At 72.3% G+C, this 23164-nt stretch carries 20 protein-coding genes and 1 pseudogene; 16 read left to right on the top strand and 5 right to left on the bottom strand.

Annotated features, from left to right (window positions below; genetic code table 11):
• The first annotated feature begins 56 nt into the window (after window positions 1-56).
• From ACWGH1_RS27665 to gatB, 10 genes are all read left to right on the top strand, one after another.
• Entirely contained in the window at window positions 57-1028 is a 972-nt protein-coding gene (locus ACWGH1_RS27665; RefSeq protein WP_453352848.1) for a GlxA family transcriptional regulator, read from the top strand.
• Between the two features lie 88 nt (window positions 1029-1116).
• Window positions 1117-1461: a DUF1330 domain-containing protein gene (locus tag ACWGH1_RS27660; RefSeq protein WP_453352849.1), complete on the top strand. Its 345-nt coding sequence runs from the start codon at window positions 1117-1119 to the stop codon at window positions 1459-1461.
• Window positions 1462-1528: 67 nt separating this feature from the next.
• Entirely contained in the window at window positions 1529-2218 is a 690-nt protein-coding gene (locus tag ACWGH1_RS27655) for an SDR family oxidoreductase (RefSeq protein ID WP_453409095.1), read from the top strand.
• The gene (locus tag ACWGH1_RS27650) at window positions 2215-3210 is read left to right on the top strand and encodes a methionine synthase (protein WP_453352851.1); all 996 of its coding nucleotides are present in this window, start codon (window positions 2215-2217) and stop codon (window positions 3208-3210) included. Before ACWGH1_RS27655 ends, ACWGH1_RS27650 begins: the two co-directional genes overlap by 4 nt.
• 30 nt (window positions 3211-3240) lie before the next feature.
• Window positions 3241-5451, top strand: a complete 2211-nt coding sequence (ligA, locus tag ACWGH1_RS27645; protein ID WP_453352852.1) for an NAD-dependent DNA ligase LigA — start codon at window positions 3241-3243, stop codon at window positions 5449-5451.
• A 387-nt stretch (window positions 5452-5838) separates the two neighbouring features.
• Window positions 5839-8034 (top strand): putative bifunctional diguanylate cyclase/phosphodiesterase, encoded by a 2196-nt coding sequence (locus tag ACWGH1_RS27640; RefSeq protein ID WP_453352853.1) that lies wholly within the window; start codon window positions 5839-5841, stop codon window positions 8032-8034.
• A 432-nt stretch (window positions 8035-8466) separates the two neighbouring features.
• Window positions 8467-8763 (top strand): Asp-tRNA(Asn)/Glu-tRNA(Gln) amidotransferase subunit GatC, encoded by a 297-nt coding sequence (gene gatC / locus ACWGH1_RS27635; RefSeq protein WP_010984178.1) that lies wholly within the window; start codon window positions 8467-8469, stop codon window positions 8761-8763.
• Between the two features lie 5 nt (window positions 8764-8768).
• Window positions 8769-10268 carry an Asp-tRNA(Asn)/Glu-tRNA(Gln) amidotransferase subunit GatA gene (gatA, locus tag ACWGH1_RS27630; protein WP_453356588.1) on the top strand — a complete coding sequence of 500 codons (1500 nt, stop codon included), beginning with the start codon at window positions 8769-8771 and terminating at the stop codon, window positions 10266-10268.
• On the top strand, window positions 10265-10510 hold the full coding sequence (locus tag ACWGH1_RS27625) for a hypothetical protein (RefSeq protein ID WP_453356587.1): 246 nt from the start codon (window positions 10265-10267) through the stop codon (window positions 10508-10510). The genes gatA and ACWGH1_RS27625 overlap by 4 nt, the downstream gene beginning before the upstream one ends.
• Window positions 10511-10525: 15 nt before the next feature.
• Window positions 10526-12034, top strand: a complete 1509-nt coding sequence (gene gatB / locus ACWGH1_RS27620; protein ID WP_453409094.1) for an Asp-tRNA(Asn)/Glu-tRNA(Gln) amidotransferase subunit GatB — start codon at window positions 10526-10528, stop codon at window positions 12032-12034.
• Window positions 12035-12104: 70 nt separating this feature from the next.
• Here the strand turns inward: gatB and ACWGH1_RS27615 are convergent, their stop codons facing one another.
• On the bottom strand, window positions 12105-13829 hold the full coding sequence (locus tag ACWGH1_RS27615; protein WP_453355356.1) for a protein kinase domain-containing protein: 1725 nt from the start codon (window positions 13827-13829) through the stop codon (window positions 12105-12107).
• 190 nt (window positions 13830-14019) lie between these two features.
• Between ACWGH1_RS27615 and ACWGH1_RS27610 the strand changes: the two genes are divergently transcribed.
• The gene (locus tag ACWGH1_RS27610; RefSeq protein ID WP_453355357.1) at window positions 14020-14814 is read left to right on the top strand and encodes an alpha/beta fold hydrolase; all 795 of its coding nucleotides are present in this window, start codon (window positions 14020-14022) and stop codon (window positions 14812-14814) included.
• Here the strand turns inward: ACWGH1_RS27610 and ACWGH1_RS27605 are convergent.
• From ACWGH1_RS27605 to ACWGH1_RS27595, 3 genes are all read right to left on the bottom strand, one after another.
• Window positions 14789-15385: a GNAT family N-acetyltransferase gene (locus ACWGH1_RS27605; protein ID WP_453355358.1), complete on the bottom strand. Its 597-nt coding sequence runs from the start codon at window positions 15383-15385 to the stop codon at window positions 14789-14791. The genes ACWGH1_RS27610 and ACWGH1_RS27605 overlap by 26 nt on opposite strands.
• Window positions 15382-17499, bottom strand: a complete 2118-nt coding sequence (locus ACWGH1_RS27600) for a penicillin acylase family protein (protein ID WP_453355359.1) — start codon at window positions 17497-17499, stop codon at window positions 15382-15384. The genes ACWGH1_RS27605 and ACWGH1_RS27600 overlap by 4 nt, the downstream gene beginning before the upstream one ends.
• Window positions 17500-17620: 121 nt before the next feature.
• Complete coding sequence (locus tag ACWGH1_RS27595) at window positions 17621-18121, bottom strand: DinB family protein (protein ID WP_453355360.1); 501 nt, start codon at window positions 18119-18121, stop codon at window positions 17621-17623.
• Window positions 18122-18953: 832 nt separating this feature from the next.
• Here ACWGH1_RS27595 and ACWGH1_RS27590 point away from each other — a divergent pair.
• The 4 genes and pseudogenes from ACWGH1_RS27590 to ACWGH1_RS27575 form a co-directional block, all read left to right on the top strand.
• Window positions 18954-19139 (top strand): annotated as a pseudogene (locus ACWGH1_RS27590) (hypothetical protein); the annotation flags it as partial.
• 127 nt (window positions 19140-19266) lie between these two features.
• Complete coding sequence (locus tag ACWGH1_RS27585) at window positions 19267-20088, top strand: AMP-binding protein (protein WP_453357142.1); 822 nt, start codon at window positions 19267-19269, stop codon at window positions 20086-20088.
• An 89-nt stretch (window positions 20089-20177) separates the two neighbouring features.
• Window positions 20178-20738 (top strand): hypothetical protein, encoded by a 561-nt coding sequence (locus ACWGH1_RS27580; protein ID WP_453357143.1) that lies wholly within the window; start codon window positions 20178-20180, stop codon window positions 20736-20738.
• Window positions 20739-20783: 45 nt separating this feature from the next.
• Window positions 20784-21110: a hypothetical protein gene (locus ACWGH1_RS27575; protein ID WP_453357144.1), complete on the top strand. Its 327-nt coding sequence runs from the start codon at window positions 20784-20786 to the stop codon at window positions 21108-21110.
• A 621-nt stretch (window positions 21111-21731) separates the two neighbouring features.
• Here ACWGH1_RS27575 and ACWGH1_RS27570 read toward each other — a convergent pair.
• Entirely contained in the window at window positions 21732-22538 is an 807-nt protein-coding gene (locus ACWGH1_RS27570) for a GNAT family N-acetyltransferase (RefSeq protein ID WP_453409093.1), read from the bottom strand.
• Window positions 22539-22703: 165 nt separating this feature from the next.
• Between ACWGH1_RS27570 and ACWGH1_RS27565 the strand changes: the two genes are divergently transcribed.
• The gene (locus ACWGH1_RS27565) at window positions 22704-23144 is read left to right on the top strand and encodes a signal peptidase I (RefSeq protein ID WP_453356484.1); all 441 of its coding nucleotides are present in this window, start codon (window positions 22704-22706) and stop codon (window positions 23142-23144) included.
• Window positions 23145-23164 lie beyond the last annotated feature (20 nt).

The raw sequence follows: 23164 nt of genomic DNA, 5'->3' as shown, positions 1-23164 counted from the left end.
CGCTCGGGGGCCCGCGTGGTGGTGGCCGGACGGCCACCATGTGACAGAATCTGGCCATGCACCGTGTAGCCGTACTCGCCCTCGACGGCGTGGCCCCCTTCGAGCTCGGCATGCCGTCCCGCGTCTTCGGCAACGCCCTGACCGAGGACGGCGGCGCCCTCTACGAGGTCACCGTCTGCACCGCGGACGGCCTCCCCGTCGCCAGCGACGCGGGCTTCACCGTCGGCGTCGGCGCGGGCCCCGAGGCCCTCGCCACGGCCGACACCGTGATCGTCCCGCCGACCCACGCGATGCCCGGACTGCTGCGCGGCGAACCCCTGCCGGACGCCCTCGCCGACGCGCTCGCGGCCATCCGCCCCGGCACCCGCATCGTGTCCATCTGCACCGGCTCCGAGGTGCTCGCCGCCGCCGGACTGCTCGACGGCCGGCCCGCCACCACCCACTGGGTGCACGCCCCCGCGTTCCAGCGGGCCTTCCCGCGCGTCAAGCTCGACGAGGACGTGCTGTTCATCGACGACGGCGACATCCTCACCTCCGCCGGGGTCGCCGCCGGCATCGACCTCTGCCTCTACCTGGTGCGCGCCGACCACGGCACCGCCGTCGCCAACCGGGCCGCGCGACTGTGCGTCGTACCCCCGTGGCGCGACGGCGGACAGGCGCAGTACATCGACCGGCCGGTGCCGGAACCCACCGTCGCCACCACCACCGCCACCCGGGCCTGGGCCCTGGAGCGGCTCGCCCAGCCGCTCACCCTCGCCGAGCTGGCCGCGCACGCGAGGATGAGCCTGCGCACCTTCACCCGGCGCTTCCGCGACGAGGTCGGCATGACCCCCGTCCAGTGGCTCACCGGCCAGCGCCTCGACCTGGCCCGGCAGTTGCTGGAATCCAGCGACCTGCCCGTCGACCTCGTCGCCCACCGCTCCGGCTTCGGCTCCGCCAACTCCCTGCGCCAGCACATGCGGGCCACCCTGGGCATCTCCCCGATCGCCTACCGGCGCACCTACCGCCCGGTCCTCATGGAGGCATGACCTCGGAGGTAATCGCCGTACCGGCCGCGGCTTGGCAGGATCGAGCCAACGGCCCGGACCACCGGGGCGGCCGAGAGGGGAAAGAGCCATGACCGCGTACGCCATCGGCCACATACGTCCCGAGACCATGAACGAGGAGATCCTGCGCTACATCGAGGAGATCCAGGCCACCATGGATCCCTTCGACGGCCGCTTCCTCGTCCACGGGGCGCAGGTCGAGGTCATGGAAGGCACGTTCCCCGGCACGCTCGTCGTGATCGGCTTCCCGGACATCGAGCGGGCCCGCGCCTGGTACGCGTCCCCCGCCTACCAGGCCCTCATCCCGCTCCGCACCCGCCACATCCCCGGCGAGATCATCCTGGTCGACGGCGTCCCGCCGGGCTACGACGCCCGCAAGACCGCCGCCGGCCTGCGCGAGGGCGCCGGCCTCTGACCGGGCGGCCCCCCCCGGCGGACCCCGGCGAGGACGACGGCTCCCTCCGGGGTGCGAGCATGGCCACATGGCTACTCACCTGATCACCGGTGCCGGATCCGGCATCGGCGCCGCCGTCGCCGCCCGCCTCCACGCGCGCGGCGACGACCTCGTCCTGCTCGCCCGCGACGCCGGCCGCGCCAGGCAGCTCACCGACCGCTACCCCGGCGCCCGCGCACTCGTCGGTGACCTCGCCGACCCCGACCGGCTCTCCTGGGCGTTCTCCAAGCAGGCGATCCCCGAGCGGATCGACTCCCTCCTGCACATCGCCGGCATCGTCGACCTCGGACCGGTCGGGGACCTGCGCCCCAAGACCTGGCACCAGCAGCTCAACGTCAACCTCATCGCCCCCGCCGAGGTGACCCGCCTGCTGCTGCCCACCCTGCGCGCCTCGCACGCCACGGTCGTCTTCGTGAACTCCGGCGCCGGACTCAACGCGCACGCGGACTGGAGCGCCTACGCCGCCTCCAAGCACGGCCTCAAGGCCCTCGCCGACTCCCTGCGCGCCGAGGAGAAGCCGCACGGCATCCGCGTCACCTCCGTCTACCCCGGCCGCACCGCCAGCCCCATGCAGGCCAAGGTGCACTCGCAGGAGGGCAAGGAGTACGACCCCGCCGCCTGGATCGACCCCGAGTCGGTGGCCACCACCATCGTCATGGCCGTCGACCTGCCCCGCGACGCCGAGGTCTACGACCTGTCCGTGAGGCCCGGCCGATGACCGCGAACGCCACCGGCGTCGGCTCGCTGCCCGGCGGCGACGCCCGCGAAGCCGCCAGGACCGCCACCGGCTCCTTCGAGGACTTCCCGTACCTCCCCGAACTGCCCGCCCGCGGGCCCGGCGCGGACATGATCGGCCGCACCCTGGGGCTGCTCGTGGACATGTACGCCCACGTCGAACCCAGCGGCTGGCGCATCAGCGACCGCCCCGGCCGCGACACCAAGCGCTCCCGGTCCTGGCTCGGGGAGGACCTCGACGCCCTGGAGGAGTTCACCCAGGGCTACCGGGGCAAGCTCAAGGTCCAGGCCGTCGGGCCGTGGACCCTGGCCGCCGCCCTGGAACTGCACGGCGGCGAGGCGATGCTCCAGGACGCCGGTGCCTGCCGTGACCTCGCCGGATCCCTCGCCGAAGGCCTGCGCGAGCACCTCGCCGACGTACGCAGGCGGGTGCCCGGCGCCGACATCGTGCTCCAGTTCGACGAGCCGTCGCTGACCGCCGTGCTGCTCGGCCGGGTCCGTTCCGCGAGCGGCTACCGCACCTACCGGGCGGTCGACCGGCAGGTGGTCGAGGGCACGCTGCGCGAGCTGTTCGCCGTCACGGAGTCCGTCGGGGGCGGAGAGGTGATCGTCCACTCCTGCGCCCCCGAGGTGCCCTTCGCCCTCCTGCGGCGGGCCGGCGCCACGGGCGCTTCGTTCGATTTCTCCTTGCTCACCGAGCGCGAGGACGACGCCATCGGGGAAGCGGTCGAAGACGGCCTGAAACTCTTCGCCGGAGTGGTGCCGGGCACCGACACCCCGTTGTCAGACCCGGGCGGTAGCGTCATGGGTGTCAGGAAGCTTTGGCGCAGGCTGGGGCTGGCTCCGGGGACTCTGGCCGAGTCCGTCGTGGTCACCCCGTCGTGCGGTCTGGCGGGTGCCTCGCCCGCCTACGCCCGTGCGGCACAGGCGCACTGCGTCAGAGCGGCGAGGTCGCTCGCCGACAACCCTGAGTGACGGTCGAGACGGGCCACGGGAGGACACGGCATGGCAGCCGAACAGAAGCAGGCAAGCGACACGACGGTACCGGCGGCGGTGCGCGAACAGCACGCTCTGCTCGCCGAGCAGGTCGAGGAGCACCGCTTCCGGTACTACGTGAACGACCAGCCGGTCGTCAGTGACGCCGAGTTCGACCAGCTGCTGCGTTCGCTGGAGGCGCTGGAGGAGGAGTACCCGGAGCTGCGCACCCCCGACTCGCCCACCCAGAAGGTGGCCGGGGCGTACGAGACGGACTTCGCCTCCGTCCGGCACCGCGAGCGCATGCTCTCGCTCGACAACGCCTTCGACGACGAGGAACTGGCCACCTGGGCCGAGCGGGTCGCCCGGGACGTGAACACCGGCGACTACCACTACCTGTGCGAACTCAAGGTGGACGGGCTCGCCGTCAACCTCACCTACGAGAACGGCCGCCTCACCCGCGCCGCAACCCGCGGCGACGGCCGCGCCGGCGAGGACATCACGCCCAACGTCCGCACCATCGCCGAGATCCCCGACCGCCTCAAGGGCGAGCGGATCCCGAAGCTGGTGGAGATCCGCGGCGAGGTCTTCTTCCCGATGGAGAAGTTCGAGGAGCTCAACGCCCGCCTCGTCGAGGCGGGCGACAAGCCTTTCGCGAACCCGCGCAACGCCGCGGCCGGTTCGCTGCGCCAGAAGGACCCGAAGGTCACCGCGACGCGTCCGCTGCACATGGTCGTGCACGGCATCGGCGCCCGCGAGGGCTTCGACATCGACAAGCTCTCGCAGGCGTACGGACTGCTCAGCGAGTGGGGCCTGCCGACCGCCCGGCACAACAAGGTGGTCTCGTCGCTCGAAGAGGTCCGCGAGTTCATCGCCTACTTCGGCGAGAACCGGCACTCCGTGGAGCACGAGATCGACGGCGTGGTCGTCAAACTCGACGAGATCCCGCTGCAGGGGCGGCTCGGCTCCACCGCGCGCGCCCCGCGCTGGGCCATCGCCTGGAAGTACGCCCCCGAAGAGGTCAACACCAAGCTGATCGACATCAAGGTCGGCGTCGGCCGAACCGGGCGCGTCACCCCGTACGCCCAGGTCGAGCCGGTGACCGTGGCCGGCTCTGAGGTCGAGTTCGCGACCCTGCACAACCAGGAGGTCGTCAAGGCCAAGGGCGTACTCATCGGCGACACCGTCGTCCTGCGCAAGGCGGGCGACGTCATTCCCGAGATCCTCGGCCCGGTCGTGGACCTGCGCGACGGCACCGAGCGCGAGTTCGTGATGCCGGCCGAGTGCCCCGAGTGCGGCACGCCGCTGCGGCCGATGAAGGAAGGCGACATCGACCTGCGCTGCCCCAACGGGCAGACCTGCCCCGCGCAGCTGCGCGAGCGGCTCTTCTACCTGGTCGGCCGGCAGTGCCTGGACATCGAGAACTTCGGCAAGGTCGCCGCGGCCGCGCTGACCAGACCGCTGGAGCCGGCCTCCCCGCCGATGCTGGACGAGGGAGACCTGTTCACTCTCACCATCGAGGACCTGCTGCCCATCAAGGCGTACGTGCTCGACCAGGACAGCGGACTGCCCAAGCGGGACCCGAAGACGGGCGAGGAGAAGATCGTCAGGGTCTTCGCCAACCAGAAGGGCGAACCGAAGAAGAACGCCCTGGCGATGCTCCAGAACATCGAGGCCGCCAAGGACCGGCCCCTGGCCCGCATCATCAATGGGCTGTCCATCCGCCACGTCGGGCCCGTCGCGGCCGAAGCCCTGGCCCGCGAGTTCCGGTCGATCGAGCGCATCGAGCAGGCCACCGAGGAGGAACTGGCCGCCACCGACGGGGTCGGCGCGATCATCGCCGCCTCCCTCAAGGAGTGGTTCGCCGTCGACTGGCACCAGGAGATCCTGCGCAAGTGGCGCGAAGCCGGTGTCCGGATGCAGGAGGAGGGTTCCGGCGAACAGGAGGGGCCGCGTCCGCTGGAGGGCATGACCGTCGTGGTCACCGGCACCCTGCAGAGCCACACCCGCGACGGCGCCAAGGAGGCCCTGCAGAGCCGGGGCGCCAAGGTCACCGGCTCGGTCTCGAAGAAGACCTCCTTCGTCGTCGTCGGCGAGAACCCGGGCTCGAAGTACGACAAGGCCGTCCAGTTGAAGCTGCCCATCCTCGACGACGCGGGATTCGCGGTGCTGCTGGAGCAGGGGCCCGACGCCGCGCGCGCCGTAGCCCTCCCGGTGGACGGCGCCACCGAAGCGGAGTAACAACCGGACGAACCCCCTGCCGGGGCAGCGGCGAAGACGAACCGAAGCGTGACGTGCGGCCGTACGGGCGGGCGCACGCCCGGCGCGGGACCGAGTGGCAAACGGCCGGTACAAGGCTGGTGGCAGGGCCGTGAGCTGTCGGATCATCGGATGGGTGACCCCGATGTCCTGGTCCAAACTCACCCGTTCGGCGGATACCGTACTGATGAGGATGGCTGGGTCGCATTCGGGCAACCACCGCCGACCGCTGCCCCTGGGACCCTCTCGCGTCCTACTGTTGAGGGGTGCACCTGTCGTGCACGGCTGCCTGATGCACTCTCAGCCGTGATGGCATGACACAGGGGCCATCGCGTGACATCGGCATCGCCGGCTGTGAGAGGGACGGGCATGAAACCCACCGAAAGCGCCGACCCGTCACCTGAATTCGGCGGGGAACCCCCGTCCATGCGGACGGGCCGGCCCGGTGTCCTGAGCGCCAGGACACCGGACACCCGCCCGCCCGACACCGGGGCGGGCACGAGCGGCGCGCGAGAGCGCACCGTGCTGCCCTTCGCCGTCGTCGGCCTGGCCGTCGCCGTACTGGCCGCAGGAGTTGTCAGCTCACTGACCGACCGTCACGCCCTGTTCCCCGGGGGCCCGGTAGGCTGGGCGCTCGCCCTGCTCACCGGTGTCATCGTCGGCCACCTCGTGGCACTCGGCCGCGACCGCTGGTGGGGTGGAACCGGCTCGGGGGCCGCGCTCACCCTCGGCGTGCTCCTCCTCTACGGATGGGTCCCCGCCGGACTCGTCTCGCTGGCGGTGGTCTCCCTCGTCGGGGCCGCCCGCCGCCACCGCTGGCGCCAGGGCCTGCTGCACGGCTCCGCCGACATCCTCGGCATCGGCGCGGGCGCCCTCGTACTGGCGGTCTTCGGCGAGACACCGACCGTGGAGGTCCCCTGGCTGCCCGCCACCTGGGGCCTGGCGGCGATCCCCGAGGTGGTCCTGGTCGCTCTCGCCTACCTGCTGGTGACCCGGACCGTGCTGTGGTTCGCCCTCGCCCCGCGCGGCGCCGGGCTGCCCACCATCGCCCGCACCGCCCTGCTGCGGCAGGCCCTGGTCGCCGCCGCGCTGCTCGGCATCGCCCCGCTGATCTGCGTCGTCGCCGGCAACCAGCCCGTACTGCTGCCGCTGTTCGCCGTACCGCTCATCGCACTGGACTCCACCCTGTGGATCGCCCGCGCCCGCGCCGAGGAACAGCTGCGCGACCCGCTGACCGGTCTGCCCAACCGGCAGTGGCTGCTGGAGCGCACCTGGTCGGCGTTGGACGAGGCTGAACGTTTGGGCACCCGCTCCGCCCTCGTCCTCATCGACCTGGACCGCTTCCGCGCCGTCAACGACACCCTCGGCCACCTCGCCGGGGACCGGCTGCTCCTCCAGATCGCCGAACGGCTGCGGCAGGCGCTCCCGCCGCACGCCGAGGCGGCCCGCCTCGGCGGCGACGAGTTCGCCGTCCTGCTGCCCCTCGCCGACTCCACCACCAGCGCCCAGCGGGTCGCCCGCCACCTGGTCTCCGAGCTCAGCTCGCCGCTCGACCTGGACGGCCTCACCCTCGTCCTGGAGGCCAGCGCCGGCCTCGCCGTCTTCCCCGACCACGCCCTGGACGCCGAAGGCCTGCTGCGGCGGGCCGACGTCGCCATGTACCAGGCCAAGCGGGACCGCACCGGCGTCGAGGTGTACGAGTCCAAGCGCGACAGCAACACGCCCGACCGGCTCGGCCTCCTCGGAGACCTCCGGCGGGCGCTCGACGCGGGCGAGGTCGAACTCCACTACCAGCCCAAGGTCCGCTTCGACGGAAAGGTGGCCGGCCTCGAAGCGCTCGTGCGCTGGGTCCACCCCGAGCGCGGCCGGGTCTCCCCGGACGAGTTCATCGCCATCGCGGAGACCTCCGGCCTCATGCCGCACCTCACGGAGTACGTCCTGGAGACGGCCCTCGCCCAAGTGGCCCGCTGGCGGGCGCAGGGCCTGGAGGTACCGGTCGCCGTCAACGTGTCACCGCGCGACGTCCACACCCCCGGCTTCGCCGGAGCCGTGGCCGCCAGACTGGCCCGGCACGGGGTCCCGGCGAGCGGCCTCCAGCTGGAGATAACGGAACACGTGCTGCTGGAGGACCCCCAGCGGGCGGCGGACACCATGGCCGGGCTGACCGGCCACGGGGTGAAGATGTCCCTGGACGACTTCGGCACCGGCTACTCCTCGCTGGTGCACCTGCGGCGGCTGCCGGTCAGCGAGCTCAAGATCGACCGCTCGTTCGTGGCGCGGCTGGCCGTGGACGCCCAGGACGCCGAGATCGTCCGCTGCACCGTGGACCTCGCGCATTCGCTGGGCCTGCTGGTCGTCGCCGAGGGCGTCGAGGACGACGAGACCTGGGAGCGGCTGCGGGACCTGGGCTGCGACGCCGTCCAGGGCTGGCTGGTCGCCGCCGCGATGCCGCCGCAGGAGGCCACGGCCTGGCTGCTGGCCCGCGGCGAACGCGGCTGGCGCCGCCCGGCGGACATCACGGCCGAACTCGCCGCCGCGGCGAGCCAGGAACCCCAGGCCTCCTGACCACCGGGGCTCCGCCCCGACCCCGGCGCCGCAAGCGCCGGCGGAGCTGGTTTTGCCCGGCGCGTCCCGGTAGGGAGAGCCGAGGGCCCGGGGCGGTAGCCGGCTTCGCCGGGAACACCGGCCCGGCGCACCCCACGGGCCGCCGGGCAGCTCAGCCGCGCCGGCGTTCGAGGCGTCGGGGGCGGAGCCCCGGGGTCTTCGGGCCCCACCGGTCAACCGCACACCCCGGCTTCGGGGGCGAGACCAGCCCCGCCGGCGATCGCGGCGCAGGGCCCGGGGCGGAGCCCCGCGCGGGCCCGGGCAGCGCCCGGCGCCGCACCGCGCAGCGGCCCGCGGGCCCCCCGGACGCCAAACCGTTTAGTGGCTCCGGCCCCCCGCCCCATAGGATTGGCAGCGAAACCTACACACTCACCACCCCCAGAGGATCGCTGCATGCCTGGCATCACGCGCGAGGAGGTCGCCCACCTCGCTCGGCTGGCACGTCTGGAGCTCAAGGCCGAAGAGCTGGACCACTTCGCCGGACAGCTCGACGACATCATCGGCGCGGTCGCCCGCGTATCCGAGGTCGCCGACCAAGACGTCCCGCCGACCTCCCACCCGCTGCCGCTGACCAACGTCATGCGCGCGGACGAGGTCCGTCCGTCGCTCACCCCCGAGCAGGCGCTTTCCGGCGCTCCCGCCCAGGAGCAGCAGCGTTTCAAGGTGCCGCAGATCCTGGGGGAGGACTAACAACCATGGCTGACACCATCATCACCAAGCTCACCGCCGCCGAGACCGCCGAGAAGATCGCCTCCGGCGAGCTCACGGCCGTCGAGGTCACCGAGGCCCACCTGGCCCGCATCGAGGCGACCGACGAGAAGGTCCACGCCTTCCTCCACGTCGACCGCGAAGGCGCCCTGGCCCAGGCCCGCGCCGTCGACGCCAAGCGCGAGCGCGGCGAGAGGCTCGGCCCGCTGGCCGGCGTACCGCTCGCCCTCAAGGACATCTTCACGACCGTCGGGATCCCGACCACCGTCGGTTCGAAGATGCTCGAAGGGTGGATCCCGCCCTACGACGCCACCCTGACGCGCAAGCTCAAGGAAGCCGACGTCGTCATCCTCGGCAAGACCAACATGGACGAGTTCGCCATGGGGTCCTCCACCGAGAACAGCGCGTACGGCCCCACCGGCAACCCCTGGGACCTCACCCGCATCCCCGGCGGCTCCGGCGGCGGCTCCGCCGCGGCCCTCGCCGCCTTCCAGGCGCCCCTCGCCATCGGCACGGACACCGGCGGCTCCATCCGCCAGCCCGCCGCCGTCACGGCCACCGTCGGCGTGAAGCCCACGTACGGCTCGGTCTCCCGGTACGGCATGGTCGCCTTCTCCTCCTCCCTCGACCAGGGCGGCCCCTGCGCCCGTACGGTCCTGGACGCCGCGCTCCTCCACGAGGTGATCGCCGGCCACGACCCGATGGACTCCACCTCCATCGACGCCCCGGTCCCGCCGGTCGTCGAAGCGGCCCGCAACGGCTCCGTCGCCGGCATGCGCGTCGGCGTGGTCAAGCAGTTCGCGGGCGAGGGCTACCAGGCCGGTGTCGTCCAGCGCTTCAACGAGTCGGTCGAGCTCCTCAAGGAGCTCGGCGCCGAGATCGTCGAGCTGGACTGCCCGTCCTTCGACCTCGCCATGGCCGCGTACTACCTGATCGCCCCGTCCGAGGCCTCCTCGAACCTGGCCCGCTTCGACGGCCTGCGCTACGGCCTGCGCGTCGGCGACGACGGCACCCTGTCCGCCGAGGACGTCACCGCCCTGACCCGCGAAGCCGGCTTCGGCGACGAGGTCAAGCGCCGCATCATCCTCGGCACGTACGCGCTCAGCTCCGGCTACTACGACGCGTACTACGGCTCCGCCCAGAAGGTCCGCACGCTGATCTCGAAGGACTTCGAGAAGTCCTTCGAGCAGGTCGACGTGATCGTCTCCCCGACGACCCCGACCACCGCCTTCCCGATCGGCGAGCGCACCGACGACCCCCTGGCGATGTACCTCGCCGACCTGTGCACCATCCCGACCAACCTGGCCGGCAATTCCGCCATGTCGCTCCCCTGCGGCCTGGCACCGGAGGACGGCCTGCCGGTCGGACTGCAGATCATCGCCCCCGCCATGAAGGACGACCGGCTGTACAAGGTCGGTGCCGCCGTCGAGGCCGCCTTCACGGAGCGCTGGGGTCACCCGCTGCTTGAGGAGGCTCCGTCGCTGTGAGTGGTAGCGCACTGTCCAAGGCCAAGGGCTTCAAGAAGTCCAAGTCCGGTACGTACCTGTCGATCGGCACCACCGCCTTCGGTGCCATCAGCGTGATCAAGCAGGCCAGGAAGGCCCGCACCGAGAACGACACGCTGAAGCTGGTCGACGCCGTTGTGTCCGCCGCCGCCATCGTCACCGGCCTCGCGATCCTGTACCGCGAGCTGAAGCGCCTCGGCGACGACGACGTCCTGCTGGGCTGAGAGGGAAGTTTCACTGTGACCGTCACCGAACTGCTGTCGTACGAGGACGCCCTCGCGTCGTACGACCCCGTCATGGGCCTGGAGGTCCATGTCGAGCTCGGCACCAAGACCAAGATGTTCTGCGGCTGCTCGACCGAGCTGGGCGCCGAGCCCAACTCGCAGACCTGCCCCGTCTGCCTCGGCATGCCCGGCGCGCTCCCGGTCGTCAACGCGATCGGCGTCGAGTCCGCCGTCAAGATCGGCCTCGCGCTGAACTGCGAGATCGCGGAGTGGTGCCGCTTCGCCCGGAAGAACTACTTCTATCCGGACATGCCGAAGAACTTCCAGACCTCCCAGTACGACGAGCCCATCGCCTTCAACGGCTTCCTGGACGTCCAGCTGGAGGACGGCGAGATCTTCCGCGTGGAGATCGAGCGCGCCCACATGGAGGAGGACACCGGCAAGTCGCTGCACGTCGGCGGCGCCACCGGCCGTATCCACGGCGCGTCCCACTCCCTGCTGGACTACAACCGCGCCGGCATCCCGCTCATCGAGATCGTCACCAAGCCCATCGAGGGCGCGGGCGAGCGGGCCCCCGAGGTCGCGAAGGCGTACGTCGCCGAGCTGCGCGAGGTCATCAAGGCCCTCGGCGTGTCCGAGGCCCGGATGGACAAGGGCCAGATGCGCTGCGACGTGAACCTGTCGCTGCGCCCGAACGGCACCGAGAAGTTCGGCACCCGCTCGGAGACGAAGAACGTCAACTCCCTGCGCTCCGTGGAGCGCGCGGCGCGCTTCGAGATCCAGCGCCACGCGGCGGTCCTCTCCTCCGGCGGCACGATCATCCAGGAGACCCGGCACTTCCACGAGGAGGACGGCTCCACCACGGCCGGCCGCATCAAGGACAACGCCGAGGACTACCGGTACTTCCCGGAGCCCGACCTGGTCCCCGTCGCCCCGGCCCGCGACTGGGTCGAGGAACTGCGCGGCACCCTGCCGGAGATGCCGCGCGTGCGCCGCAACCGGCTCCGCGAGGAGTGGGGCGTCAGCGAGCACGACATGCAGTCGATCCTCAACGCGGGCGCGGTGGACTCCATCGTCGCCACGGTCGAGGCCGGCGCCGACTCGGCGGCCGCGCGCAAGTGGTGGATGGGCGAGCTGGCCCGCAACGCCAACGAGCAGGGCGTCTCCGTCGACGAGCTGCCCATCACCCCGGCGCAGGTGGCCCGGGTCGCGGCGCTGGTCGCCGAGGGCTCGCTCAACGACAAGCTGGCCCGCCAGGTCATCGAGGGCGTCCTCGCCGGCGAGGGCACCCCGGACGAGGTCGTCGACAAGCGCGGCCTCAAGGTCGTCTCGGACGAGGGCGCGCTTGGCGCGGCCGTGGACGAGGCCATCGCGGGCAACGCCGCCATCGCGGACAAGATCCGCGGCGGCAAGATCGCCGCGGTGGGCGCCCTGGTCGGCGCGGTCATGAAGACCACCCGGGGCCAGGCGGACGCGGCGCGTGTCAAGGAGCTCATCCTGGAGCGGCTGGGCGTCTCGGAGTAGACCCCGTACGCGGACCCGCGAGGGAAGGCGGCCCCGCACCGGAACCTCCGGTGCGGGCCGCCTTTTCGGTTCAGCGCGTCAGCTGCGGGGCGGCGATCACCACGGTGCCGTTGTCGCAGCCCATGTCCACCTTGACGCGCAGCCGCAGGGCCCCGTTCACGTCCACCGATTTGGTGATCGGCTTCCCGAGCTCCACCAGCTCGGAGAAGGCGGCCGGCCGGCCGTCGAGCGAGATGGTGACCCGCCCCTTCTGCTGCAAGGAGCCGTCATCGATACCGGCGGTGAAGTCCAGGTGCTTCCACTCCCGGTTGAGGTCGAACTCCGTGACGGCCTCGTCGTTGCAGTCGGGCTGCGCGATGAAGGCGGCCCCGTACTGCTTGGTGTTGATCTTCGCCGAGCCGACCTTGAAGTTGCCCAGGTCCGATACGGGCGTCATGACGGTCAGATCGGCCGCCTTGACGTTCGCCGCGATGCCCGCCGGCGCGGTGCCGGAGGCGGTGGGGTCGGCCGTGGGCTCCGTGCTCTCGCTCTCCGACGGGGTGGGCGTCGGGGTCTCCTGCGGGGTGGTCTCGTCGGAGGCGGTGCTCTCCGCCTTGCCGGTCGAGGCCGTCTGGTCCCGCCGCTTGTCGTCGTCCCTGTTCAGCAGCTGTACGCCGATCACCGCGAGCGCGGCGATGACCAGCACGGCGGCCACCGAGCCCAGGACCAGCCCGGCCCGTCTCCTCTTCTCCGGTCGGCTGTCCGTCGGCTCCGGGGGCGGGGTGGCGTGCAGGGCGTACGCGGGCGCGGCCGCGGCGGGCACGGGAGGCGGGCTCGCGGGCTGCGGCGGGACGACCGGCGCCACCACCGGCCTGGGCGGGACCGCGTCCTGCGGGGCCGTGGCGCGCTGGGAGGTCGAGCTGGTCGTGGACACCACCGCGTGCCGGACGTCCTTCATCCAGCCGGCCAGGCTCACCGGCCGCTCGGCCGGGTCGTAGGCGTGGATCGCGGTGATCCGGCTCCGCTGGTCGGCGTCCAGCACCGCGATCTGCGGCAGCGCCTGCATGGCCCGCGCCAGCTGCTCCGGCGATGAGGGCGGCGACTCCCCGCTCAGCAGGAAGTACGCGATGGCCCCGAAGGCGTACCGGTCGGCGCCCGGGGTCCGCTTGCCGTCGAAGACCTCGGGAGCCGCATAGCCCGGGGTGAACCAGACCTCGGCCGTCTGGTGGTCGGCGGTGAGCTTGCTCAGGCCGAAGTCCACCAGGGTCGCCTGCCCGTGGGCGTCGACCATGACGTTGCCGGGGGAGAGGTCACCGTGGATGACCTGCCGCCCGGACGGGGTCGCCTTCCCCGAGTGCAGCCAGTCCAGTACGTCGGCCAGCTGCTCCAGCGTGCGCATGACCTCGCGCCGCTCGGCGGCGTTGGTGAGGGTCCGCTCGGCCCGCCAGTCGCGCAGGTCGAGCCCGTCGACGTGGTTCATGACGAGCACGAGGGCCCGCCCGGTCAGGGTCCCGGACTCCCCGGGGCGGTGGATCGGCGGCCCTTCGAAGTGTTCCCGGACGCCGACGACGCCGGGCCGGTGGACGAAGCGGAGCAGCTCGGCCTGCTCGTTCCACTTCTGGCTGATCCGGTCGAAGACGTCGGGCGTGATGGTCGTCTTGGAGTCGAGCACCTTGACGACCACCGGTTCACGGCCACCCGCGAGCTCGATCTCGGCGAGGTAGAGCACGGCCTCCCCGCCGCGCCCGATGGACCGGAGCAGCCGATAGCGGTCGGCTGCGGAATCCGGTCCGATGTGCAGATCCTGGCTGGTCAATTTCCCCCCAGCGGCACTGGTTTGCGTGGGGAGCAGTCTGGCGTGGCCTGAATCACACGGTCAATCGGAACGGTGAGTTTGCCACCGAGATGAGGCCGGTCCGGTTCCCGATTTACGTAGCGAACGCTAGTGAAACCGGGTACGGTTTAATTTGTAACGACCGCTACAGAAATTGTGAGGTGTCATCACCATGTCCGCCGTCATGCCTGTCACCGCCCCCTACGCCCGCACCGTCCGCACGGAGAGCGGTGGTCCCGGGCTGCTGCTCGCCCACGGCGGCGGGGGATCCGTCGAGTCCAACTTCGGAACGATCCTGGACGAGCTGGCCGCCGGGTACAGCGTCGTCGGGGTCGACTACCCCGGGACCGGCGGGACGCCGCGAGCCACCGAGCCGCTGGAACTCGACGTACTCGCCGATCAGCTGGTGGCGGCGGCCGACGCGGAAGGGCTGGAGCGGTTCGCCGTGCTCGGCTACTCGCTCGGCGGCAACGTCGCCATCCGGCTCGCCGCCCGCTACCCCGAGCGGGTCACCGCGCTCGTCCTCACCGCGACCTTCGCCCGCGCCGGGAACCGGCTGGGACTGGTCGCCGACCTCTGGTCGGCGTTGGCCGCGCGGGGCGAGAGCGATTCGCTCGCACGCTTCCTGACCCCGCTCGCCCTCGGTGCGCGGACGCTGGAGGCGCTCAGCCCCGAGCGGCTCGAAGAGCTGGTGCAGGCCACCGCGGCAGCCGTCCCGCCCGGCAGCGGGGATCACGTCGAGCTGATCAAGGGCGCCGATCTGCGCGCCGACCTCGCGCGGATCGACGTACCCGCCCTCGTCATCGCGACGACCGAGGACGGGCTCGTACCGCTCGGCCTCCAGCGGGAACTGGCCGACTCCCTCCCGGGCTCGCGGTACGCGGAACTCCCCACCGGCCACCTCCCCTTCGCCGAACGGCCGGCCGAGTGGGCGGCATTGATCACCGGGTTCCTGGGATCGCGTTGAGGAAGACGAGCCGGGCCTTCTTCGCGGGAAGGCAGACCTCCGGCAGGTCGATCTCGGGCAGCTCGATCTCGGGACCGAGGACGAAGCCGGAGCGCCGGAGGAAGGCGATGACCTTGGTGTTGCGGACGTCCGGCTCGCCGACCACACGACGGGCGCCCCCGTCGGAGAACAGGTACGCCGTGAACACGCCCACCAGGGCCGCGCTGAAACCGTGCTCCGGCGCGCCCTGGGCCGGACCGAGCAGCAGGTGGATGCCTACGTCGCCGGGCCGCACCTCGTAGCACTCGCTGATCCGGTCCTCGGCGCAGTCGTACGTCTGGAACAGCGCGACCGGTACCCCGTCGCGGCGGACGAGGAAGGCGTGGTGGGTGGTGCGGCGGTCCACGTCCTCGTAGATCTCCCGGACCAGTTCGCGGCTCGCCTCGGCCATGCCCCAGAAACGGGCCCGCTCCTCGGTGACCCAGCTGTGGATCAGGGCGGAGTCCGCGGCCGGGTCGAGCGGGGTGAGGGTGACGGTGCCGAAGCCCTCGACGGAGCGGGTGAACACGGGCTGCCGGGTGGAGGCGGTCATACGGATTCCTTGGTGAGGCGGGCCCAGTCGGTGACGACGGGGAGGAGGTCGCAGCGCACCCAGAAGGGGAGCTGATCGCGGTGGTGGGGAGCGCCGGTGACACCGTCCGCGCCCAGCGGGACCGCCCAGAGGCTGTCCTCGCGCCGGGCCAGGTCCCAGACGTAACGGGCGGCTGACGCGCGGGCGGTGAGGTCGGTGAGACCGGGGACGGAGGAGGTGGCGTTCACGCAGTCGTGGTCGCCGCCGAGGCCGGGCCACTCGGCGTCCGGGTCCGCGAGCGCCGCCCACGGGGTCAGCCGGTGGACCTCCGACCAGGGCGTGTCGGCGGTGTGCCCGGCCGCCGTCTCCTCCAGGGCGGCGCGGACGTGCGCGGCGCGGTCCAGCCCGGGGAGGAGCGTGGTGGTCAGCAGGCCTTCCAGGGCGTAGCCGACCCGCGGGACGAGGTAAAGCCAGGGGTGGAACACCTCGGGGCCGGCGGGCGCGCCGGCCAGGCCGGCGAAGACCGGGTCGGCGGCGAAGCGGCATACGGTCGCGGTCCGGAAGGCCGAGAAGGCGGTGGCGTCGGTGGAGTCGGCCGCCATGTGGCGGTCCCAGGCGAGGAGGCGTGCGCGCAGCCGCGCCGCGTCGGGGGAGAGGCCGTCGAGCCCCGGCAGCATGGCCAGCAGCGGTTCGGCCGAGGCCAGGTGGGTGTCCCGGTGTACGTCGGCCATCGCCGGCGGGGACCAGTCGGCCGAGCCGGAGAGCAGCTCGCGGATGCGGTTCGCCCGGTGCGGGGGTGCGAACTCCACGCCGAGCGGGGAGGCGATGCCGCGCGCGTTCGCCATGACGGCGAAGCCCCGGACCGGCTCGGCGGGGGTCGCGGCCCAGCCCTGCCAGGCGTACCGCGCGTCCCAGGCGGGCACGGGGCGCAACCGGTTGGCGGGGTCGCGCTGCGGGACGGCTCCGGCGACGCGGTGCAGCAGCCCGCCCTCGGTGTCGGCGGCGTGGACGACGTTGACAGGCTCGGCCCAGCCGTCGAGGGCGCGGTCGATGTCGGCGACGGTGCGGGCGCGCAGCAGCGCGGGGAGGGCGGCGAAACCGAGGTCGCGGCGGACGCGGGGCGGGTAGCGCAGGGAAAGGGTCTGCTCCGCCGTGGCGCTGTGGGTGATGACCGGGCCGCGTGCGGTTTCGAGCACCTCGACGGTGACGGGGTCGGCGCCGGCGACCGTGATGGTCTCGGTGTGCCGGTGGACGGCCTCCCAGGCACCGTCCGGGCCCAGCGCCTCGACGGGGGCGCCGTCGGTGCCGTCGGCGCCATCGGTGTGGGCTGCTGGCCGCAACTGCTCGACGTACAGGTCCTGGTAGTCGGCCATGGCGTTGGTGATGGCCCACGCGGCGCCGCCGGTGTGGCCGAAGTGGGCGAGGCCGGGGACGCCGGGGACGGCGAGGCCGAGGACGTCGTACTCGGGGCAGGAGAGACGTATCTGCTGGTAGACCCCGGGGTCCTCGATGAACCGGTGGGGGTCGCCGGCGATGATCGCCGCGCCGGTGGAGGTGCGCTCCCCGGGGACGAGCCAGCCGTTGCTGCCGGCGGTGCCGGGGCCGTCGGTGGCGAAGAGGGTGACGGCGTCGTCGCCGAGGGCGCGGGCGACGCGCTCGCGCCAGAGCTTGGTGGCGAAGCCGGCGAAGAGGATGTGCGTGGCGATCCAGATGGAGAGCGGTACCCAGGGCTCCCAGGGGGTCGGGCGGTGCCCGGTGCGCGCGAACCGCTCGTCGCGGGCGGCGCCTGCGGCGAGGGCTTCGTTGACGCCGTCGACGTACGCCCGTACCCAGGCGGAGGTCTGCGGGTCGAGGGCCTCGTGGCAGCCGCGCGCGGTGTCGTCGAGCCGGGCCTGGCGCGCGAACCGGTCCCAGGCGACGGCCCCGGGCCCGAGGAACGCGGCGCTCGAACCCTGGGCGCGGTGCCGCTCCACCTCCACCTGCCAGGCCCGGTCGAGGGCGGTGACGCGGCCCTGGGCGTGGGCGAGGCGGAGGTGGTCGGGGGCGCGGAGGTGGGGGACGCCCCAGGCATCGCGGTAGACGCCATGGGGGGTGGAGTCGGTGGGGGAGCCGTCTGCGGCGGTCGGGCTGGTCATGCTGGGGCTCCCCCGTGAGTGACTTAGGTAAGGCTGTCCTAACTGTCGAGCCAACTATAGGGGGTGGGGCCGGGCGCCGGGAGCGGGGAGCTGGGAGCGGGGAGCCGCAGCCGGGCCGGGTTCAGTCGCCGACGGTGCCGTCGATCGCCTCGCGGAGGAAGTCGGCGTGGCCGTTGTGGCGGGCGTACTCGTGGATCATGTGCAGCATCACGAACCTGAGCGAGACCTCCTCCTCCCACTTGGCGACGTACGCCCTGACGTCGAGGGACTCTGCGGCGGCTTCGACGGCGCGGGAGTGCTCGACCTCTGCCTCCCAGGCTCCGAAGGCTTCGGCGCGGGTGGCGGCGGAGGCGTCGTAGGCGGCCTGGAAGTCATGCCGGTCGGACCATACGTGCGGGACGTCGGTGGCACCGATCGTGCGACGGAACCAATGCCGCTCGACCTCGGCCATGTGCCGCACGAGACCGAGCAGGGACAGGGTCGAGGGCGGCGATGCCTGCCGGCGCAGGTCTTCGTCGGAGAGGTCGCGGCACTTCCCGGCGAGGATGGCGCGGTGGTAATCGAGGTAGCTGCGGAGGCTCTCGCGCTCGCCGCCGGTGAGGGGAGGATCGATGGGTTCCATGTACGGATCTTGCGGCGCGGGGGGTGGGGGGCGGAAGGGGTTTTTGGGGCTGGGGGTTGGGAGGCGGGCTTGGTGAGGTGCGCGGGGCCAGGGGGCGGGGTCCCGCTGGGCGGGGGGTGGTGGGGTGCGGGGGTCTGGGGCGCCGGGGCCAGGGCGCGGTCCCGCTGGGCGGGGGCGTTGGTGGGGTGCGGGGGGTCTGGGGCGGGGTCCCCTTGGGCGGGGTGGGGGAGGTGCTGGGGGTTTCCCGTCAGTCCACTGTCCTTTCGTGTCGTGCCGGCCCGTCAAGGGCGCTCGCTGCGCTCGCGTCGCTTCGCGATGGCCTTCGGCCACCCTTGACTGACCGTCCCGCCCCGAAAAGCCAAAGACTGCCGGGAAGCCCCCGAAGAGCGGCCGGGCCGTTCGGGTCCCATATGCAGGTTCCTCAGTGACCTCGATCCGAAGCCCCTGAACAGCCATGTCCCCTACGGGGCCCCGCCATATCCAGCGGCTACCTCCGCCAAGCCCCTCGATACCGCCCAGCGCATCCAGCCTCGCCGGCGATTGAGGCGCGGGGTCTGGGGCGGAGCCCCAGAAAGCCCCGAGCGCAGCGAGGGGGCCCACCCACCACGCCGCAGATCGCTACGCGCTCCCCCGACACGGCGTCCGCGGCCCGCCACGGGCTGGACACAAGTCGCCACCGATCGCTACACAGCTGACCTCATCTGGCGTCGACCAGCCCGTCATCCGCTGGGAATGGGCCGCCACGGCGACTGCGGCCCGTCCGGCGGCGGCACGCATTGGGCTTTCCGCCGACGGGATCCGGCCCCCATGGGTCGGAAAGCCCATTGCCGCCATGGAAGTTGACGGCTTGGACTGCCCCGGCGCCGGCAACGCACCCGGGCGCCACCGAAGCCGCGCAGAAGGAAGCGAATACCCCCCATGCTCGACGGAGCACGGACCACGGACCGCGCTGGTGCACGGCGCCAACCGGCTCACCTACGCGGCCCTGAACCGGCGCGTCGACCGCATGGCAGCCGGCCTCCGGCTGCGCGGCCTTCGGCCCGGGCGGCGGGTCGTGGTCCAGCTGCCGAACGTGCCGAGTTCGTCATCACGGTCTGGTCCCCGTGTTCTGCCCGGTCTCGCACCGTGCGTCCGAGGTGTCCCACATGGTGCAGGTCACCCAGGCGGTCGGCTACGTCGGCCCCTCGACGCACCACGGCTTCGACCACACCGCGATGGCCGCGGACATCGCGGCCCGAGTGCCTTTCCTGCGGCGGGTGTTCACCTATGAGGCGCCGGGCACCTCGTCCCCGTACGGGGGTCTCACGACGGACCCGGCGGGCTGCCAGTACAGCTCGCTGGGCGCCCTCGACGCGGCGCCCGAACCGCCGCTCGCGCAGCGCGCCGACCAGGTGGCGTTCCTCCTGCCCGGCGGCACCGCGGAGCTCCGGCTCGTCCCGCGCACCCACAACGACTACGCCTACCAGGCGCGGGCGGCCGCCGAGTCCAACCTCACCTTCGGCAGCCCCGGCATCGTCGGCACCCTCTCCGCCGGTGGTACCCGCCGTCGCCCGGCTCTGGCTCGACGCGCTTCCCAACGCCCGGGCGTCCAGCTCGGCGGCGCGACCGGGGACCGTGCGCTCGCCGAGCGGACGGGTCCCGCGTTGGGCTGCCGTTCGCAGCAGGTCTTCGGCACGGCGGAGGGGCTGCTCGTGCTCACCCGGCCGGACGAGACCGTGCCCACCACGCAGGGCCGCCCGCTCTCACCCGACGACGAGATCCGCCTCGTCGGCCCCGACGGCAAGGACGTACCCGACGGGCAGCCCGGTGAACTCCTCGTCCGCGGTCCCTGCACCCCGCGCGGCTACTACCGGGCGCCCGACCACAACGCACGCTCCTTCACCGCTGACGGCTACTTCCGCACCGGCGCCCTCGCCCGGCGCACCCCGGACGACAACCTCGTGGTGACCGGCCGGATCAAGGTCTGAGCCGGTCGGCGCGTTGACGATTCGCCTTGTTTAGGTAAACCTAACCTTGCTGGTCGCGTCCGCGTCCGTCCTGCCCCCGGAGTCTTCTCATGCTGTCCGCTGCCCCGACCGCGGTTCTGCCGTCCCGTCCCGTACGTCTGTACGACTCCTGGTGGAGCGTGGCGGCCGGGGCGTTGGTCGCACTGCTGGCGCTGACAGCGGGGCTGTGGGTATCGGTCCACGTGCACACCGATGCGACCCTGCACACCGCCGCGCTCTTCGTCCACCTCGCCTCTCTCGTACTCGGCTTCGGTGCGGTGCTCTCGGCCGACTACCACGGTCTTCTCTGGGCGACCGGCCGGTGCGACCTCTCCGAAGTGCTCGGTGCCACGTCCCGGCTCCACGTGCCCATCTGGGCCGGACTGGGCGGGCTGGTCGCGAGCGGGATGATGCTGCACCCCGACCTCGGTTCCCCGCTGACCCTGACCAAGCTCGCCCTGGTCTTCCTGCTCACCCTCAACGGTCTCCAGGCCGGCCTCCTCGGCCGCCGCCTCACGGCGGCCCGCCAGGTCGGGCGCGGGCTGCTGGTCTGGGGCGGTGCGACCGCTCTGATGTCCCAGGTCTGCTGGTGGGGTGCCGTGGTCATCGGCTTCCTCAACACCAACAGCTGACAGGCCGGCGGAACCGTGCGACGCGCCGGGGCGTCTGTCGCGGGTATGAAGGCAACGACCGGCCGCCTCATCGGCGGCCTCGGAGCGGCGACCGCGATGGTGGTGTGGGCGCCGCGGGCGGCGTTCAGTATCGACGGCGGGTTCGAGGGTCATGCGCGTGACCTGAGCGTGCTCTTCGTCGACCTGCCGCTGATCGTGCTCGGCTGCACGCTGGTTCCGTTCTCGGTCTGGAGCCTGACCACGCGGTGGGGCCAGCGCCCTTGGGTCGCGGTGTTCGCCGCCGTGGGCGCGCTCGCGCTCGGGACCTGGGGAATCACCGAGTGGTGGACCCCTCGCCAGCACCCGGACCCGGGCTACGCACCCCCCCTCTGACCCGTCCCGGCGGTCTGTTCCTGCCGCAGGAGCGTGCGGTGGTCTTGCCCGGCACATGCCGACGGTTTCGACGCCGGCGCCCGTCAGCCAGGTAGCGATCGCTGGCGCCCTACGCGCAGCCGATGACGGGCTGTTCGACGCCAGCGCCCGTCAGCCGGGTAGCGATCGCTGGCGCCCTACGCCCAGCCGATGTCGGGCTGTTCGACGCCAGATGAGGTCAGCTGTGTAGCGATCGCTGGCGGCTATGTCCAGCCCGTGGCGGGCCGCAGTCGCTGTCCTGGAGAACCGGGTAGCGATCTGCGGCGCCGTGGCCGGGCCCCCTTGCTGCGCTCGGGGCGTTCTGGGGCTCCGCCGCAGAGTCCCCGCTTCCATCGCCGGCGGGGCTGGGTCGTGAGCCCGAACGGCCCGGCCGTTCTTCGGGGGTTTCCCGGCAGTCTTTGGCTTTTCGGGGCGGGGCGGTCCGTCAAGGGTGGCCGAAGGCCATCGCGAAGCGACGCGACGAAGGAGCGCCCTTGACGGGCCGGCACGACACGAAAGGACAGTGGACTGACGGGAAACCCCCAGCACATCCCCCACACCGCCCAAGGGGACCCCGCTCCCCGAAGCCCCCGCCCCACCCCCTCACCCCTCCCACACGTACGGCACCGTCACCCCCAGTACCTGGAACCCCAGTCGCTCCAAAATGGGCCGGCTGTCGGACGATGCGTCCACCTGGAGGTACGGGATGCCGCGTTGCGCCGCCAGGCGGGCGCGGTGCGCGACCAGGAGGCGGTAGATGCCGCGGCCGCGCCACTCCGGGGCCGTACCGCCGCCCCACAGGCCGGCGAAGGAGACGCCCGGGGGCATCTCCATCCGGGCCGCGCTGACCGGGGTTTCGCCCGCCATCGCGAGTACGGCTTCGACGGTATCCGGCCGCTCCCGCAGCAGGCCGAGGATCTGCTCACGGATGCGGGGGCGCTCGGTGCCGAAGGCCCGGGCATGGGCCTCCATCATCAGGTCCACCCCCGCCTCGTCCCGCACCACCCGCAGGGTGATCCCCTCCGGCGGTTCCACCGGCAGCGCGGCGAGCCCGGCCGTCCGGGCCACCAGCAGGGTCTCCGGCGGCTCCGGCACGAAGCCCGCCGCGCGCAGTCGCTCCGCCAAGTCCGCCGGGCGGTCGTGGTCGTACAGCTTCCACTCGAATTCCGCCGGCCCCCCGGCCGGCCCCCGCCGCCCGAAGTGCGCGATCTGCGCCGCGATCTCCGCGTCCGCGTTCTCCTCGTCCAGCTCCGACCAGAGCACGCCGTTCCAGCCCCGCAGCCCGGGCGCCGTCTGCCGGACGACCGCGCCCACCCGCTCCACCCGCGCCCGGGCCGAGTCGGGCCGTGCGGCACGGCGCATCTCAGCGTCGTACAGGGCACGTACCTTCACCAGGTCGTCAAGATCCATCGCTGTCGCCATCCGCCCAGCCCACCACCCGGCCTTGAGCCCGCACAACTGCATTAACCTCCCCCCGTGACCGACCACTCGACGACGACCACCCCCACTGCCACGACCACCCCCACTGCCACGACCACCCCCACTGCCACGACCATCCCCGCGCCCACCCCCACCATCTACACCGGTAAGGCCGCACCGGATGCCGCCGCCGACCGCGGCTGGCTGCTCGGGCACTTCAAGGCCGTCGGCGATCCCCGCCACAGCGAGGACGTGGAGATCAAGTGGGGCGTCCACCCCAAGGGCGACGAGCGGACGCAGTGGGTCACCGGAGAAGAGCGCACGGCGCTCCAGGTGCTGATCAGCGGGCGTTTCCGGCTGGAGTTCCCCGGCCGCACCGTCGTCCTCGCCGAGCAGGGCGACTACGTCGTCTGGGGTCGCGGCGTCGACCACTCCTGGTACGCGGAAGAGGACACGGTGGTCCTCACGGTGCGCTGGCCCTCGGTCCCCGGATACCGGGCAGACGCGCCATCCGCAGCGGAGGTCGTAACACCGTCGGTAACACCATCCGCAGCGGAGGCCGTAACACCATCGGTAACACCACCCGCAGCACCGTAGCGCCAGATCCGAAACGAACC

This window comes from Streptomyces sp. NPDC054883 (assembly GCF_053610645.1).
Note: the sequence above shows the minus strand (reverse complement) of the source record. Positions and strands in the feature narration are given on the sequence as shown.

Bases quoted from the DNA above. Each gene is read 5' to 3' on its own strand.
- gatA (WP_453356588.1), top strand. From the start codon at position 8,769: ATGGCTGACACCATCATCACCAAGCTCACCGCCGCCGAGACCGCCGAG.
- ACWGH1_RS27600 (WP_453355359.1), bottom strand. From the start codon at position 17,499: ATGACCAGCCCGACCGCCGCAGACGGCTCCCCCACCGACTCCACCCCC.
- gatC (WP_010984178.1), top strand. From the start codon at position 8,467: ATGCCTGGCATCACGCGCGAGGAGGTCGCCCACCTCGCTCGGCTGGCA.
- ACWGH1_RS27605 (WP_453355358.1), bottom strand. From the start codon at position 15,385: ATGACCGCCTCCACCCGGCAGCCCGTGTTCACCCGCTCCGTCGAGGGC.
- ACWGH1_RS27585 (WP_453357142.1), top strand. From the start codon at position 19,267: ATGGTGCAGGTCACCCAGGCGGTCGGCTACGTCGGCCCCTCGACGCAC.
- ACWGH1_RS27640 (WP_453352853.1), top strand. From the start codon at position 5,839: ATGAAACCCACCGAAAGCGCCGACCCGTCACCTGAATTCGGCGGGGAA.
- ACWGH1_RS27580 (WP_453357143.1), top strand. From the start codon at position 20,178: ATGCTGTCCGCTGCCCCGACCGCGGTTCTGCCGTCCCGTCCCGTACGT.
- ACWGH1_RS27610 (WP_453355357.1), top strand. From the start codon at position 14,020: ATGTCCGCCGTCATGCCTGTCACCGCCCCCTACGCCCGCACCGTCCGC.
- ACWGH1_RS27570 (WP_453409093.1), bottom strand. From the start codon at position 22,538: ATGGATCTTGACGACCTGGTGAAGGTACGTGCCCTGTACGACGCTGAG.
- ACWGH1_RS27660 (WP_453352849.1), top strand. From the start codon at position 1,117: ATGACCGCGTACGCCATCGGCCACATACGTCCCGAGACCATGAACGAG.
- ligA (WP_453352852.1), top strand. From the start codon at position 3,241: ATGGCAGCCGAACAGAAGCAGGCAAGCGACACGACGGTACCGGCGGCG.
- ACWGH1_RS27575 (WP_453357144.1), top strand. From the start codon at position 20,784: ATGAAGGCAACGACCGGCCGCCTCATCGGCGGCCTCGGAGCGGCGACC.
- ACWGH1_RS27650 (WP_453352851.1), top strand. From the start codon at position 2,215: ATGACCGCGAACGCCACCGGCGTCGGCTCGCTGCCCGGCGGCGACGCC.
- ACWGH1_RS27655 (WP_453409095.1), top strand. From the start codon at position 1,529: ATGGCTACTCACCTGATCACCGGTGCCGGATCCGGCATCGGCGCCGCC.
- ACWGH1_RS27665 (WP_453352848.1), top strand. From the start codon at position 57: ATGCACCGTGTAGCCGTACTCGCCCTCGACGGCGTGGCCCCCTTCGAG.
- ACWGH1_RS27595 (WP_453355360.1), bottom strand. From the start codon at position 18,121: ATGGAACCCATCGATCCTCCCCTCACCGGCGGCGAGCGCGAGAGCCTC.